General features: G+C 64.1%; 12 protein-coding genes. 8 read left to right on the top strand and 4 right to left on the bottom strand.

Annotated elements, in window-relative coordinates:
* From LGQ10_RS26595 to LGQ10_RS26585, 3 genes are read left to right on the top strand one after another with little or no spacing between them, the layout of a single operon-like run.
* Complete coding sequence (locus LGQ10_RS26595; RefSeq protein ID WP_226523687.1) at positions 1 to 693, top strand: ABC transporter ATP-binding protein; 693 nt, start codon at positions 1 to 3, stop codon at positions 691 to 693.
* Entirely contained in the window at positions 690 to 1,850 is a 1,161-nt protein-coding gene (locus tag LGQ10_RS26590) for an ABC transporter permease (RefSeq protein WP_226523686.1), read from the top strand. The genes LGQ10_RS26595 and LGQ10_RS26590 overlap by 4 nt, the downstream gene beginning before the upstream one ends.
* Before the next feature lies 1 nt (position 1,851).
* A complete protein-coding gene (locus tag LGQ10_RS26585; RefSeq protein ID WP_058435519.1) occupies positions 1,852 to 3,012 on the top strand; it encodes an ABC transporter permease in 1,161 nt (386 codons plus the stop codon).
* Positions 3,013 to 3,125: 113 nt separating this feature from the next.
* Here the strand turns inward: LGQ10_RS26585 and LGQ10_RS26580 are convergent, their stop codons facing one another.
* On the bottom strand, positions 3,126 to 3,686 hold the full coding sequence (locus LGQ10_RS26580) for a TetR/AcrR family transcriptional regulator (RefSeq protein ID WP_058435520.1): 561 nt from the start codon (positions 3,684 to 3,686) through the stop codon (positions 3,126 to 3,128).
* A gap of 166 nt (positions 3,687 to 3,852) precedes the next feature.
* On the opposite strand from LGQ10_RS26580, the gene LGQ10_RS26575 reads away from it, so the two are divergent.
* The 4 genes from LGQ10_RS26575 (at position 3,853) to LGQ10_RS26560 (ending at position 10,252) form a co-directional block, all read left to right on the top strand.
* Positions 3,853 to 5,010: an efflux RND transporter periplasmic adaptor subunit gene (locus LGQ10_RS26575; RefSeq protein WP_058435521.1), complete on the top strand. Its 1,158-nt coding sequence runs from the start codon at positions 3,853 to 3,855 to the stop codon at positions 5,008 to 5,010.
* A gap of 26 nt (positions 5,011 to 5,036) precedes the next feature.
* Positions 5,037 to 8,180: an efflux RND transporter permease subunit gene (locus LGQ10_RS26570; protein WP_226523685.1), complete on the top strand. Its 3,144-nt coding sequence runs from the start codon at positions 5,037 to 5,039 to the stop codon at positions 8,178 to 8,180.
* 5 nt (positions 8,181 to 8,185) lie between these two features.
* Entirely contained in the window at positions 8,186 to 9,589 is a 1,404-nt protein-coding gene (locus LGQ10_RS26565) for an efflux transporter outer membrane subunit (protein WP_413247571.1), read from the top strand.
* Between the two features lie 108 nt (positions 9,590 to 9,697).
* On the top strand, positions 9,698 to 10,252 hold the full coding sequence (locus tag LGQ10_RS26560; RefSeq protein ID WP_226523684.1) for a TetR/AcrR family transcriptional regulator: 555 nt from the start codon (positions 9,698 to 9,700) through the stop codon (positions 10,250 to 10,252).
* A gap of 69 nt (positions 10,253 to 10,321) precedes the next feature.
* Here LGQ10_RS26560 and add read toward each other — a convergent pair whose 3' ends face one another.
* From add to LGQ10_RS26545, 3 genes are all read right to left on the bottom strand, one after another.
* Positions 10,322 to 11,338 (bottom strand): adenosine deaminase, encoded by a 1,017-nt coding sequence (gene add, locus LGQ10_RS26555; protein WP_226523683.1) that lies wholly within the window; start codon positions 11,336 to 11,338, stop codon positions 10,322 to 10,324.
* Positions 11,339 to 11,342: 4 nt separating this feature from the next.
* A complete protein-coding gene (locus LGQ10_RS26550) occupies positions 11,343 to 12,659 on the bottom strand; it encodes an MFS transporter (protein ID WP_226523682.1) in 1,317 nt (438 codons plus the stop codon).
* 66 nt (positions 12,660 to 12,725) lie between these two features.
* Complete coding sequence (locus LGQ10_RS26545) at positions 12,726 to 13,811, bottom strand: adenosine deaminase family protein (protein ID WP_226523681.1); 1,086 nt, start codon at positions 13,809 to 13,811, stop codon at positions 12,726 to 12,728.
* Positions 13,812 to 13,999: 188 nt separating this feature from the next.
* Here LGQ10_RS26545 and LGQ10_RS26540 point away from each other — a divergent pair, with 188 nt between their 5' ends.
* Positions 14,000 to 14,962, top strand: a complete 963-nt coding sequence (locus LGQ10_RS26540) for a LysR family transcriptional regulator (protein ID WP_226523680.1) — start codon at positions 14,000 to 14,002, stop codon at positions 14,960 to 14,962.

The raw sequence follows: 14,962 nt of genomic DNA, 5'->3' as shown, positions 1-14,962 counted from the left end.
ATGAGCATTGCACCCTTGATTGAGCTGGAAGGCGTTACCAAGACATTCAAGCGAGGAAAAGAGATCGTCGAGGTTTTCCGCGACCTGGACCTGAGCTTCGCCCAAGGCGAATTCGTCGCGATCATGGGCCCCTCCGGTTCCGGCAAGTCCACCCTGCTCAACCTGATCGGCGGCCTCGACCAGGCTGACTGCGGCTCGATACGGGTTGGCTCGCAGCGCCTGGAGCAAGCCAGCGAGCGCGAACTGTCCAGCTGGCGGGCGGCCAACATCAGCTTCATCTTCCAGTTCTACAACCTCCTGCCGGTGCTGACGGCCAAGCGCAACATCGAGCTGCCGCTGCTACTGACCTCGCTGACGGTCACGGAGCGCTGGCGCCGGGTCGAGGATGCACTGGGCCTCGTCCATCTGGCCGGCCGCCGCGACCACTACCCCCACGAGATGTCTGGAGGCGAACAGCAACGCGTCGCGATTGCCCGGGCGATTGTCTGCGATCCGCAGATCATCCTCTGCGACGAGCCGACCGGGGACGTGGACCGCAGCACCGCCAACGAAATCCTCGACATCCTGCGCGACCTCAACCGCGAACTGGGCAAGACCATCCTCATGGTGACCCACGATGTGGCAGCCAGTGTCTACGCCAACCGCATGCTGTACCTGGACAAGGGTCGCTTCATCGCCGAGGAGTCCCTATGACCCGCCTGGCCCTGGTGTTCGGCAACCTGCGCCGCTGCAGGATGCGCACCGCGCTGTTGATACTGTCCATCGGTATCGCCCTGCTGCTGTTCGGGTTGCTCGCCTCCTTCGAGCGGGCGTTCTCCACCAGCAGCGAAGCCAGCGACCTGGGGCGCATGGTGGTGGTCAACAAGATCAGCTTCACCCAACCGCTGCCGCAGGCCCATTTCGAACGAGTACGCGCGCTGCCTGGCGTAGCCGCTGCAACCCACGCGACCTGGTTCGGCGGTTACTACCGCGAACCGCGCAATACCCTGCACGCGATGGCGGTCGAACCGCAGTCGTTCCTGCAGGTCTATCGCGACGACATCCAGCTTGCCGAAGACCAGCGCCTGGCTTTTCTTGCACAACGAGGGTCGGTGATCATCGGTAGCAGCATGGCCGAGCGCTGGGGCTGGCGCGTCGGTGATCGCATCCCGGTCTTCAGCAATCGGATCGTCAAGCACGACGGCAGCCGTACCTGGGAGCTGCTGGTGGCCGGCATCTTCCATGGCGCCAATGCCCAGGTCGATGCCAACTTCCTCTACCTGCACCACGACTACCTCGACGAAGCCCGTTCCACAGGCACCGGCACCATCGGTTTCATCATTCTCGAACCCCAGGCGGGGGTCGCCGGCGATGAACTCGGCCAGCGAGTCGATCGGTTGTTCGACACCGCGGCCGTGCGAACCACCACCGATACCGAGATGAGTTTCAACCGGGCCTTCGTCAGGCAGTTCGGCGACATGGCCCTGGTGGCCAAACTGGTCGTCGCGGCCTCCATGGTCAGCCTGCTGCTGATCCTGGGCAGCACCATGATGATGGCGATACATGAGCGAACCCGAGAGGTCGGCGTGCTCAAGGCCCTTGGTTTCGGTCGCCTGGAAATCCTCTGGCTGGTGCTCGTCGAAGTGCTGGTGCTCGCCCTGATCGGCGGCCTGGCAGGCCTGGCCGCGGCCGCCTTCGCCGTACGCATCGTCGCCGGCAGCCTGGTGCAGATTGCGCCAGGGATGACCCTGGGCTGGCAGATCTGGGGCGCCGGCCTCGGCATTATCCTGGCACTGGCACTGCTGGCCGGCCTGATTCCGGCAGCCCGCGCGATGCGCGTGCGTATCGTCGACGCCCTGGGGAGGCACTGAGATGTCCAGACTCTTGCGCGAAGCGGCGCTGGTCGCGGCAATCAACCTGCGCAGCCTCGACCGGCGCCCTCTCGGCGCAATCTCCACAATCCTGGCCATCGCCCTGATGGTGGTCGTGCTCCAGGCCTTCCTGGCACTGACCAAAAGCTTCGAGCGAACCCTGATGCAATCGGGTAGCACAACCGTGGCCGTGATCCTGCGTGGCGGCGCCCAGGCCGAAATCAACAGTTCCATCAGCCGCGAACAGTTCGAGATCGTGCAGGGTGGCCCCGGGATCGAGCTGCTGTCTGCGGAAGTCAACCTGCTGGTGGACGCTTATCGCCGCTCGGATGGACAGCGGATGAACCTGTCCCTGCGTGGCTTGCACAGCTCGGGCGCCACCTTGCGCGAAGACTTGCGGATCATCCGTGGCAGGCTGTTCCAACCCGGAGCCAGCGAGCTGGTGGTCGGCCACATCAGCTCACAGTTGTATCGCGGCTTCGACGTCGGTTCACAAATCAGCCTCGGCACCACGCGGTGGACGGTGGTGGGCATCTTCGATACCCGTGGATCGGCAGCCGAATCGGAAATCTGGGGCGACCTGAACGCGGTCCAGAATCTGTTCGACCGGCAATCGGGCTTCCAGTCGCTACGGGTACGCCTCGCCTCGGCGCAGGCCCTTGGCGAGCTGGAACGCTATATCGACGCCGACCCGCGCCTGCCATTGTCGATCCAGTCGGAGCGTGCCTACTTCGCCGTGCAAGCAGCGCGGACCTTCGACCTGATCCAGAAACTCGGCTGGCCGCTGGCCCTGATCCTGGCCGTGGGCGCCCTGGTGGCGGCGATGAACGCGATGTACACCGCCGTGGCACAACGAAGCAGGGAAATCGCAACCTTGCGCGCCATCGGCTTCACCCCCGGCGCGACCTTTCTCGGTGCCATGGCGCAAGCGCTCTGCCTCTCGCTCTTGGGCGGCACCGTCGGTGCTGCGATGGCCTGGCTGCTCTTCAATGACATGACGACCTCGACTCTGGGCAGCGGCGTGGTGCAGATCGGCTTTCGACTGGAGCTGACCGCGCAGGTGTTTATCCAGGGTATTGCACTGGCCTGTGCGGTCGGCCTGCTCGGCGGACTGCTGCCGGCGCTGCGCGCGGCCCGTCGTCCTATCGTGCAAGGCTTGTGAGCGATACCCGGCCGTGCACTCTCGGCTATAGACCAGAAACCTGCAAAAACCGCCACCGGCGACCCAGGATCTTGTGACTTGCCCGCCCCTCTCCCGAGGGACGGGCACGCCTCTCAACAGAGCCGGTGGGCGGTTCCCGACAGGAAAAACTCCTCGATCATCTGACTGCGGCCTGCACGGGCGATGCGTCCCCTGCGCTCGGCATCGATGACCGCCCATACCGTCGCCATGAACAACTCGGACATGGCCACCGCAGGCAAATCGATACGAAAGGCCCCGGCACGCTGCCCGCGCAGAAAGAACGCATCCAGCGCATCGATGTAGCCGTGCCAACGCTCGCCATCACCGGCTTCGTTCAAGGTACCTGGCGGTGCCTGGAACATCAGGAAGTGAATGAACTCGCGCTGCTCCAGGTGCATGGAAATCAAACGGCGCAAGCCACTGCTCGAGCTGTAAACGTCAAGCTCGCAGGCCTCCACCAAGGTGTTGAGGACCTGCGCTGCATGGTCGAGCAGCATCTGCACCAGGTTTTCCCGGGTACCGCAGAACCGGTGAAGGGTCGCCTTGCTCATGCCGGCCTGCGGCGCCAGGTCCTTCAACGTGCTGTGGGGGCGGGTCGCGATAGCCTGCGCCAATATCCTCAACACGCGTTCGTCCGGAGTGTTCTTTGTCATTTCCTGCTCCTTGCCTGTGAAAGCTATCTGGTCGCCAGCGAATACAACCCTGAAATATCTTGCACCAAATGAAACCATTAAATTCATAGTGGAGCATTATTGCTCCAAAAAAACCTAAATGACATCATTCGCGCCCTTCATAACGCCAAACCCTTGAGAGGGAAAAATGGATAGCAAAGAGCGCTGCCGAGCCCTGGCCCTGGCTGCCTTCCTGGCACCGGCCAGCCTTGCCGGATGCCACCAGTCGGAACAGCCCGTGCAGGAGCCTGTCATCAAGTTGGTCAGCGTCGAGAAGATCGCCCCCACTCGACTGCAACTGACCGCGCAACTGCCCGGGCGGGTCGAACCGATACGCATCGCGCAAATCCGCGCACGCGTGCCCGGCATCGTCACCCGGCGCCACTTCGAGGAAGGAGCCGAGGTCAAGGTCGGGGACCTGTTGTTCGAAATCGATCCGGCGCCGATGAAGGCCGCCCTTGCTCGGGCCCAGGGCGAGTTGGCCAAGGCTGGCGCCGATGCCATGGACGCCCAGTCGAAGATCAAGCGCTACGAACCCCTGGTGGCGATCAATGCCATCAGCTCAGAGGATTTCGATACCGCCGTCGCCACCCTCAAGCGCGCCCAGGCCGCCCAGCAGAGCGCCCAGGCGGATGTCGAGACAGCTCGCCTGAACTTGGGCTACGCCCACGTCCGGGCGCCGATCTCCGGCAAGATCGGCAAGGCCATGGTCACCGAAGGTGCCCTGGTGGGCCAGGGAGAAGCCTCGCTGATGGCCGAGATCAAGCAACTGGACCCGATCTACGTCGACTTCAGTCAGTCGGCCTCCCAAGCCATCAGGCTCAAGGCCGCCCTGGATGACGGCACGCTTTCGGCCGATTCGGACCAGCACCTGCGCGTACAGATCGAGGACACCCGCTACAACCGCGAAGGCGCGCTGCTGTTCGCCGACGTGGCGGTCGATCCCGGCACCGGCCAGGTGACCATGCGCGGTCGCTTCGCCAATGAAGACCGCCTGCTGCTGCCCGGCATGTATGTCCGGGTCAGTGCGCCCCAGGGTACGGACCACCAGGCAGTGCTGCTGCCGCAACGGGCCATCCAGCGAGATCGCCAGGGCCAGGCGCAGGTCTGGGTGGTGAACAGCCAAAACCAGCTCGAACTGCGCCCCGTGCAGACCGGTGACATGCACACCTCGCGCTGGCACATCGTCGATGGCCTGAAAACCGGCGAACTGGTGGTGGTGAGCAATCTGGAAGGCTTGAGCGCAGGTGACAAGGTCAACTTCACACCCGTGTCCCATCTCCGGCAACAGACCTCGAGCGACTGAAGCGACTCGAAGCAGAGGAACCCAGCATGCCTGCGTTTTTTATCCAGCGACCCAACTTCGCGTGGGTCGTGGCCCTGTTCATCTCGATGTTCGGGCTGCTCTTGATACCGTCCCTGCCGGTGGCGCAATACCCCGATGTCGCGCCGCCACAGATCAACATCTATGCGACCTACCCCGGCGCCTCGGCAACGACCCTGACCCACTCGGTGACCAGTGTCATCGAGGAGGAGCTCAGTGGCGCCAAGGGCCTGCTCTATTTCGAGTCCGCCAGCAACTCCAACGGCGTGGCCGAAATCATCGTGACCTTCAGTCCGGGCACCGATCCGGACCTGGCCCAGGTGGACGTGCAGAACCGCCTCAAGCAGGCCGAGGCCCGGCTGCCACAGCAGGTGCTGACCCAGGGGCTGGAGGTCGAGCAGACCACGTCCGGCTTCCTGATGATCTATGCCCTCAAGTACAAGGACGGCCAGGTCGGTGAAGACACCAGCGCCCTGGCGGACTACATGGCACGCACCATCAACCCGGAGATCCGCCGCCTGCCAGGGGTCGGCAAGCTGCAGGTCTTCGCGGCCGAAGGCGCCATGCGGGTGTGGGTCGACACCCAGAAGCTGATCGGCTTCGGGCTGTCCATCGACGACGTGAGCGAGGCGATAAAGGCCCAGAACGTCGAAGTGCCCGCCGGCAGTTTCGGTGCCGCGCCAACCCCGGGCAAACAGCAGGTCACCGCAACCCTGGCGGTCAAGGGCACCCTGAGCACACCCGACGAATTCGGGGAAATCCTCCTGCGTGCCAATATCGATGGCACTCGGGTCAAGCTCCGTGACGTGGCACGCGTGGAGGTCGGTAGCCAGGACTACAGCTTCGCCACCCGCCTCGATGGGCAACCCGCCGTGGGCAGCGCCGTGCAACTGTCGCCGGGGGCCAATGCCCTGGCGACCGCAGAGGCGGTCAAGGCGCGCCTGGCCGAACTGTCGCCGTACTTTCCGGACAACGTCGAGTTCGTGGTGCCCTACGACACCTCCAGGTTCGTCAAGGTGGCGATCGAGAAGGTCATCTACACGTTGCTCGAAGCGATGGTGCTGGTGTTCCTGGTGATGTTCCTGTTCCTGCAGAACCTGCGCTACACCCTGATCCCGGCCATCGTGGTCCCGGTCTGCCTGCTGGGCACCCTGGGCGTGATGTGCCTGCTGGGCTTCTCGGTGAACATGATGACCATGTTCGGCATGGTGCTGGCCATCGGTATCCTGGTGGACGACGCCATCGTCGTGGTCGAGAACGTCGAGCGGATCATGGCCGAGGAAGGCCTGTCTCCGGTCCAGGCCACCGCCAAGGCGATGGAGCAGGTATCGGGCGCCATCATCGGCATCACCCTGGTACTGGCGGCGGTGTTCCTGCCGCTGGCCCTGATGGGCGGATCGGTAGGCGTGATCTACCGGCAGTTCTCCATCTCGCTGGCCATCTCCATCCTGTTCTCGGGCTTCCTGGCCCTGACCTTCACCCCTGCCCTTTGTGCCACCCTGCTCAAGCCGGTAGCCCACGGCCATGAGCCAAAACGCGGGTTCTTCGGCGCGTTCAACCGGCACTTCAATGCGCTGACCGAACGCTACAGCCTGCTCAGCACCCGCCTGGTGCAACAGACGGGACGCTACATGCTGATCTACACCGCCCTCCTGGGCGCGCTGGGCCTGGCCTACCTGCGCCTGCCCGAGTCGTTCGTGCCCAGCGAGGACCAGGGCTACACCATCGTCGACATCCAGTTGCCACCCGGCGCCACCCGCGAACGCACATCGGCGGTCAGCGACGAACTGGAGGAGTATCTGCTGGCTCGCCCAGCCACGGCGTCCACATTCCTGCTGATGGGCTACAGCTTCTCGGGCATGGGGGAAAACGCCGCACTGATCTTCCCTTCGCTCACCGACTGGTCGGAACGCGACGCCGAGCAGTCCGCAGCCGCCGAAACGCAGAAACTCAACGAACGTTTTGCCCAGGCATCGGACGGCGCCATCCTGGCGATCAGTCCACCGCCCATCGAGGGCCTGGGCAACTCCGGCGGTTTTGCCCTGCGCTTGCAGGACCGCGCCAATGTCGGACGCCAGGCGCTGCTCGCGGCCCGGGACCAGTTGCTGGAAAAAGCCAGCGCCAACCCCAAGATCCTCTACGCCATGATGGAGGGGCTGAACGAAGCACCGCAGCTGCGTGTTGCCATCGACCGGGAAAAAGCCCAGGCCATGGGAGTGGGCTTCGACGTCATCAGCAATGCGCTGGCCAATGCATTCGGCTCCGCGGTGATCAACGATTTTTCCAATGCCGGTCGCCAGCAGCGGGTCGTGGTCCAGGCTCGCGCCGAGGATCGGGTCCGCCCAGAGACCATCCTTAATCTGCACGTCAGCAACAGCAGCGGCAACCTCGTGCCACTAAGCGCTTTCGTGACGTTGAAATGGGAAGAAGGCCCGGTCCAGATCGTCAGGTACAACGCCTATCCCAGTATCAAGATCGCCGGTGACGCGGCGCCCGGTACCAGCACCGGCGAAGCCATGGCCGAGATGGAGAAACTGGCCAGCCAGTTGCCCGCCGGCATCGGCTACGAGTGGACCGGCCTGTCGTACCAGGAAAAGCTCGCCAGCGGGCAGGCCAGCCAGCTGCTGATACTGGCGGTGGTCGTGGTGTTCCTGTTGCTGGTGGCGCTCTACGAGAGCTGGGCCATCCCCATGAGCGTCATGCTCATCGTGCCGATTGGCGCATTGGGCGCGGTAGCCGCGGTAACCGTCGCGGGCATGCCCAACGACGTCTACTTCAAGGTGGGGCTGATTACCATCATCGGGCTGGCCGCGAAGAACGCGATCCTGATCGTCGAGTTCGCCAAGGACCTGCTCGAACAAGGCCGCTCGCTGAAAGAGGCGGCCGTGGAGGCGGCGCGACTGCGCTTTCGCCCGATCATCATGACCTCCGTGGCGTTCATTCTCGGGGTCGTGCCCCTGACCCTGGCGGTCGGCGCCGGCGCCGCCAGCCAGAAAGCCATCGGCACCGGAGTCATCGGCGGGATGATCTCGGCCACCTTCCTGGGGGTGGTGCTGGTGCCGATCTTCTTTGTCTCGGTCCTGGGCCTGCGGTCCAGGAAACAGCCCACCCCACAACCCCATGACACGACCTCGGAACCGGTGAAGGAGTAATGCCAGTGGCCCGTATCGATCCCAAGCACCCTGCCCTGCTGGCCCTGTTCCTGGTGCTCGCCGGCTGCTCGCTGGCACCCGAGCACCAGCGCCCCGCCATGCCGGTGGCCCAGCACTGGCCGCAGTCTCCCGGGCACGCTATCCCGGGCGACGCCCGGCTCCAGGGCTACCGCGCCTTCATCACCGACGCGCACCTGCTCAAGGTGGTGGAGATGGCGCTGGGCAACAACCGCTCGCTGCGCCAGGCCCTCCTGGACATCGAGGCCGCCAGGGCGCAATACCGTATCCAGCGCAGTGAGCGCTTGCCGTCGCTGAACGCTGGGGCCGGCGCCAATCGCGCCCATGTGCCGGCCGATCTATCCAGCTCGGGCAAGGAAGGAATCTCGTCCAGCTACCGGGTCGGCCTGAGTCTTCCCGAGTACGAACTGGACCTGTTTGGCCGGCTCAACAGCCTGAGCGACTCGGCCCTGGAGCGTTTCCTGGCGACCCGGGAAGCGGCAGAGAGCGCGCGCATTGCCCTGATTGCCGAGACGATCCAGGGTTATCTCAACCTGGAAGGGGCCCAGCGCCAGCGCCTGCTGACCCAGCAGACCCTGGAGGCTCGACGGGCATCGCTGAAGCTGATCCGCCAGCAACTGGCCAACGGCACCGCCACTGCCCTGGACTTCCAGGAAGCCCGTGGCCTGGTGGAACAGGCCCGGGCCGACCTGGAAGGCAGCGAACGCCTGTTGCGCCAGACGCGCAATGCCCTGGTGCTGCTGGTGGGTACGCCGGATGCCGCCAGCCTGTTGCCCGGCCCGCCAGGCGAGCAACAACGCATCGTCCAGGAACTCGCGCCCGGGGCACCCTCGGAGCTGCTGGGGCAGCGCCCCGACATCCTCGCCAGCGAGCATGTGCTCAGGGCCAGGAATGCCGACATTGGAGCAGCCAGGGCCGCGTTTTTCCCGCGCATCACCCTGAGCGGTTCCTTCGGCAGCTCCAGTACCCAGATGTCCCACCTGTTCGAAGGCGGCTCACGCTCCTGGAGCTTCGTTCCGAACCTCGAGCTGCCGCTGTTCCAGGGCGGGCGCAACCGCGCCAACCTGAGCCTGGCGAAGGTGCGCAAGGACTCGGCCGTGGCCAGCTACGAACAGACGGTACAGGCCGCCTTCCGTGAAGTGGCCGACGCGCTGGATGCTACCGACACCTTGCGCCGGGAGGTCCGGGCAAGGCATGAGCTGGCCGGCGCCAGCGGCGAAGCGCTGGTGCTGGCCAGGGCGCGCTACGAGCGTGGCGTGGACAATCACCTGCGCTACCTCGAGGCACAACGCAGCCACTTCAACGACCAGATCGACCTGATCCGGGTCAGCACCGACCGGCAACTGGCCCTGGTCTCGCTCTATCGGGCGCTGGGAGGTGCCTGGTACTGAACCCGACCAGCCGCGCCGGGATGGCCAGCGCGGCACTCGGCAATTTTCCTCAAGCATCGGCAGGCCCTGTAGACTTTCACGCCTGCATCCGCGAAGTAAGGAATTGACATGCGAACAGCCGTCATTGACGAGCACATCATCAATGAACTCGTCATTGCGTTGGCTCGTAATCCACGCGCCTCCCTGCAAGAGCTGGCCAGCACCGTGCGCATCGGCAAGACCACGCTGTACCGCTACGCCAAGACTCGCGAGGAGCTGATCGACACCCTGCGCGACCGCTGCATCAGCGCCATGCTGGAGGCCGCGCGTTCGGCCCTGCAGGACAACCTGCCAGCAGCGCAGGCATTCTCCGGGCTGGTGCACAATCACCTGGCGCACAAGGAGGCCTGTGCCTTCCTGCTGAGCTACGGGCGCTCCCCCCACACCCCGCGTGCCCGGGAAGTCGACCAGAAACTGCAGGCTTACGAACAGCTCATGGAAGCCTTCTTCATCCGCGGGCAAAAGGAGGGATTGTTCAAGATCGGCCTGACCGCAATCGGCCTGAGCGACCTGTTCAGCTACGCCGTGGCCGGCCTGGCCGAATCGGCTCTGGCAGGACGCGTTGCGTCCCTGGGCCTGGAGAACATCGCTACCGACCTGCTGCTCAACGGGCTGCGCACCTAGGAGCATTCACGGAAAACAGGCCGGGTCCCCTGCAAGCTCGCTTGGCGAGACGCCCCCGGTTTTCCCGGATCAATAACCTGCCACGTAGTCGTCGATTTCCTTGAGATACGCCGCCTTCCTGACTGCCGGCAGCCAGCTGACCTGGAAAGAATTCCTTGCCAGCTGCACCATCTCGGCGGGTGTCATCGGGTAGTGCTGTGCCAGGGCGAACAGGTCATCGGACACATAGCTCTGGAAGTAGGCCGGGTCATCGGAATTGACCGTGACCTTCACTCCGGCCCTCAGCAACTGCAGGATCTCCCTGCCCTTCATGTCGCCGACGAAGCCGTTGGAAACCGGGCAGCACGTCAGGCCGATGCCCTTGTCCCGCACGTAGGCCACCAGGTCCTGGTCTTCGACGATGTTGGTTCCGTGATCCAGGCGATCCACCTGGATGTCCAGCAAGGCTTCACGGATGTTGCCAATGGAATTGTGCTGGTCGATGTCGCAATGCATCGTCAGGTGAAAACCCGCCTGCCGGGCTTTGCTGAAGACTTCGCGGAACTTCCCTGGCGGGTTGCCGTTCTCGTCGGAGTCCAGGCCGACACCGAGGATCTTGTCCCGGTACGGCAGGGCCTGCTCCAGGGTGTCGGCGGCCGACTGTGCGGACATGTCCCGCAGAAAACACATGACCAGGGCCGTTTCCACGCCAAGGGTGCGACTGTCCCGGACGGCACGATGGTAGCCGTTGATGACGGTCTGGAAAGCGACGCCGCGACTGGTGTGGGCCTGAGGATCGAAGAACAGTTCCGCATACCGGACATTGTGCTCCCGGGCCTTGTACAGGTACGCCATGGCCACCTGATAGAAGTCTTCTTCCTGTTGCAGGACGTTCATCGCCGGGTAGTACACCTGCAGGAATGACGACAGCGAGTCGAACTGATAGCTGCGCTTGACCTCTTCGATCGTGGTCTGGCCGATATCGACCCGGTTTCTTTGCGCCAGCGCAAGCTTCAGTTCGGGCTCCAGCGTGCCTTCCAGGTGCAGGTGCAATTCGGCCTTTGGCAGGCCTTTGACGAACTCGCGGGTAATGGTGGTCGGTAGCATCGGATCAGGCTCCTGTTTTTATTGTCACGGCGAATTCGGCAGGTTCCGGTTCGTCCTCGCCCCCGATGGGCTGGTGGACCAGGACGTAATAGGCCAGCGCCGCCAGGCAGGCCACGCAGGCAGCCAGGACGAAGGCCAGGGCAATGGAATGGGTGCGATCGATGATCCAGCCACTCACCACGGGGGCGAAGGAGCCACCGAAGAAGCCGACGAGGTTCTGAATGCTGCCCAGCGATGCCACGAGCTGGCGTGGAGCGGCCACGCTCACCAGTCCCCAGGCGGAACCACCGGCCAGGTTGACGAAAAACATGGCGACCGACAGGTAGGCGATGCAGGCAACGATGCTGTCCACGAAGACCGAGGGCACGCAGAACAGCGCCGCGCCCAGCAAACCGATGATCAACGGCCACTTCCTGCTGGCGATCGGCCTGACACCCGAGGCAACCAGGCGATCGGCTACCCAGCCGCTGCTGAACATGCCCAGCGTCGCGAACAGGTAAGGAATGGTCAGCGCCCAGCCGGTGCCCTCCACGCTCAGGTGGCGCTCTCTTTCCAGGTAGCCGGGCAACCAGGCCAGGGTCAGCAACACCATGTACATGACACCGATGAAACCCAGCGCGATGCCCCAGGTCGTGCGGTGCCGGAACAAGCCCCTCCATTGGGCGAAGCTGGCCTTGGGCACCGGCGCGCCAGCATCCGCCTGGAAATAGGCCAGGTCTGCGGCATCCAGCCGCGCCTCGCTGCGATCCCGGTAGATGAACAGCCAGACCACTGCCAGCAGGCCGCCCACCACCCCCATGATGACGAACATCCCGCGCCAGCCGAAGGTGACCATCAGGCTGGTCAGCAGCGGCGGAGCAATCATCGAGCCGAGGGTGGTGGAGGCCAGGAAGGCACCCGTCGGCAGGCCACGCTCATCGAGCCGGAACCAGTCGCTGATCACCTTGACCCCACCGGTGTACTGCGGCGACTCGCCGATGCCCAGGCAAATCCGCGCCACGAGCAACTGCAGCATCGACGTGGTCATGCCACAGACCGCTTGCGCGGCGGACCAGGCCGCCAGGGCCCAGCCCAGGACCAGGCGCGCGCCCTTGCGGTCGACCAGGGCGCCGGTCGGCAGTTGCGAGAAGGCATAGGCCCACGAGAATGCCGAGAAGATCCAGCCCATCTGCGTGGCGGACAGGGAGAGGTCGGTGCTCAGCAGATGATTGGCGATCGCCACCGTGCTCCTGTCGAAGTAGTTGACGATGCCCATCAGCATCAGCAACGCCACGGCTGACCATTGTGAACGACGCAGGTGCATTGTTTTTATGTGGCTCATCGCGATGGCTCTCAAGAGTCGTGGCGGATGCGTGCCGTATCGAACGACAGGTCGCGGCGGATTCGCCTAGGCGGCCCGCTCATCGATATAGGACGGTTTGATGCGGGGCCACACCTGCACGATGAGCCGATCGATCTCTCGGGAAAATTCCTCCCGGAGTACTCGCTTGTCGGTGTCATCCAGCCAGCTGGCGTCGACCCCGGCCAACGCCAGCTGGCGGGCCTGGTGGATGCCCCAGCCGCAGTGGCTGAACAACTTGGCCCAGGAGTGCTCCAGATCGGTGTGATGCAGATAGGGATCGTCGGTGCCGATGTTCAGGTTCAGGCCGGCATCGTGCATCAACTTGATCGCGTCCATCCGGTTGTCCAGGTTGCTTTTCTTGGCGGTGCATACGGTGACGTCAAAGGCGATGCCTTGTTCTCGCGCGGCGATGACCGCCTTGGGGTCGGCCAGCAGGTTGTAGCCATGGTCGACACGGTCACAGGCCAGGTCCTCGATGCAGATTCGCAGATGACCGGGCGGCGCCAGGCCCAGCGGCTGGTTGTCCTCGCAGACATGGGCGGTGCGCCGCAACCCATTGCGCGCGGCCAGTCGGTAAGTCTCGATGAACAGCTGGGGCGGGCCCTTGCCTTCGGCGAAATCCATGCCGATGCCTGCCACCTCGTCACGCCGATGTTGCACCACCTGCTCGACCATGGCCCATGCTGCCTGCGCAGGGCGCTCACGGTCGATGCAGGGAATCAGCAGGCTGGAAATGGCGAAGTCACGCCGGGCGGCCCTCATGCCATCGATCAAGCCATCCACCACCGTGGGGTAGCGCACCTGGTTGTCGAAGAACACCGTGGGATTGAACGACAGCTCCAGGTGCCGGCAGTTGCCCTTGCGGTGGGCATCCTCCAGCAACTCATAGGCCACGCGGGCGAAGTCCTCCCGGTCCACCAGGCATCGGGCGGCCAGGCGCAGGACGTTGAGAAAACCCGAGAAATCGCGATACGCGTAGAGTTGCCCGGCATCACCGGCCGGCAGCGCCAGGCCGTGCTTTTGCGCGAGGGTCATGAGGGTGACCGGACGGATCGCGCCCAGCAGATGGATATGCAGGTCGGTCTTGGGAACACGACGCAGGAAGTCATCCAGAACAGGGTCTTGAATCATGGACCAGCGCTCCTCTGCTTGGCGTTGCACGGTCATCAAGCCGTCCTTGCCGCTCTCAAGCGCGGCATCCGGTGAGCTGAGTATATGCCTGCGAGTTATTAGAAAAAGTTGTTAATTCTGCATATTCATTAGATTTTTATTGATGAAAATGCACACTGACCAACACGCTCTCCTGCCGGAATCCGTACATGAAGCCCATGCAAGCAAACGGCGTCTCCAAGCGCCTGCTGGCAGCCCTGTCGTTGCGTCACCTGCACTACTTCGTCACCCTCGCGCGGGTCCTGCACTTTCGCCTGGCAGCCGAGGAACTGGCCCTGACAGCCTCTGCGCTCAGTACCTCGATCAGGGAGACCGAGCGCCTGATAGGAGCCGAGCTGTTCATTCGCACGGGCCACCAGGTCACGCTGTCGACGATCGGCACGGCAGTCCTGCCCATCGCCGAGCACCTGCTGAACACGGCGGGCAACGCCATGGCCGACATGGTCCACATCAGCCACGAACACCAGCAGACAGTGCGCATCGGGCTCGTGCCTTCGGTGGCCCACAGGATCTTTCCCGCCCTTCAGCGCCTGCGACAGCAGCACGCCGATCTCAGGTTCGACTTCATCGACCTGCCCACCCGTGCCCTGATCAACGACGTGCGCAGCGCCAAGGTCGACTTCGGGATCGGTGCCGGCGATGCAGCGGCCGGGTTGCCCATGCACCGGTTGCTGGGCGACGAACTGGTCGTGGTGGTACGCAAGGACGATCCGTTGTACAGCAACCGCTGCGCCAGCTGGGCCCAGCTCAATACCCGGCCGGTGGCGCACTTCCTGCTCGGTAGCGTCGCCGACCTGGCCCTGGGTTCGCCCAAGGCCCAGGAGGTCATCATCAAGGCTGCCTACCGGGTGTCCTACACCGAAACCCTGTACAGCCTGATCCGCGCCGGGTTCTGCGTGGGTATCGTGCCGCGCCTGACCGCCCAGGGGATGCTCTGTGATGAACTGGCCTGGCTGCCCATCGTCAAGCCACGCATCCAGCGTGACATCGTGTTGTTCGAGACGGTCCACGGGCCGCGCACCCCTGCGGTCGCGACCTGCCTGGCCTTTCTCAAGGAACATGCCTGCCTGGCAGAGCCCGTGCTGGCGCCGGAGCAGGAGCAAGCGGATTGA

The sequence above is a fragment of the Pseudomonas sp. L5B5 genome, from assembly GCF_020520285.1.
Classification (GTDB): Bacteria; Pseudomonadota; Gammaproteobacteria; order Pseudomonadales; family Pseudomonadaceae; genus Aquipseudomonas.
This window is presented reverse-complemented; position numbering and strand designations above follow the sequence as displayed.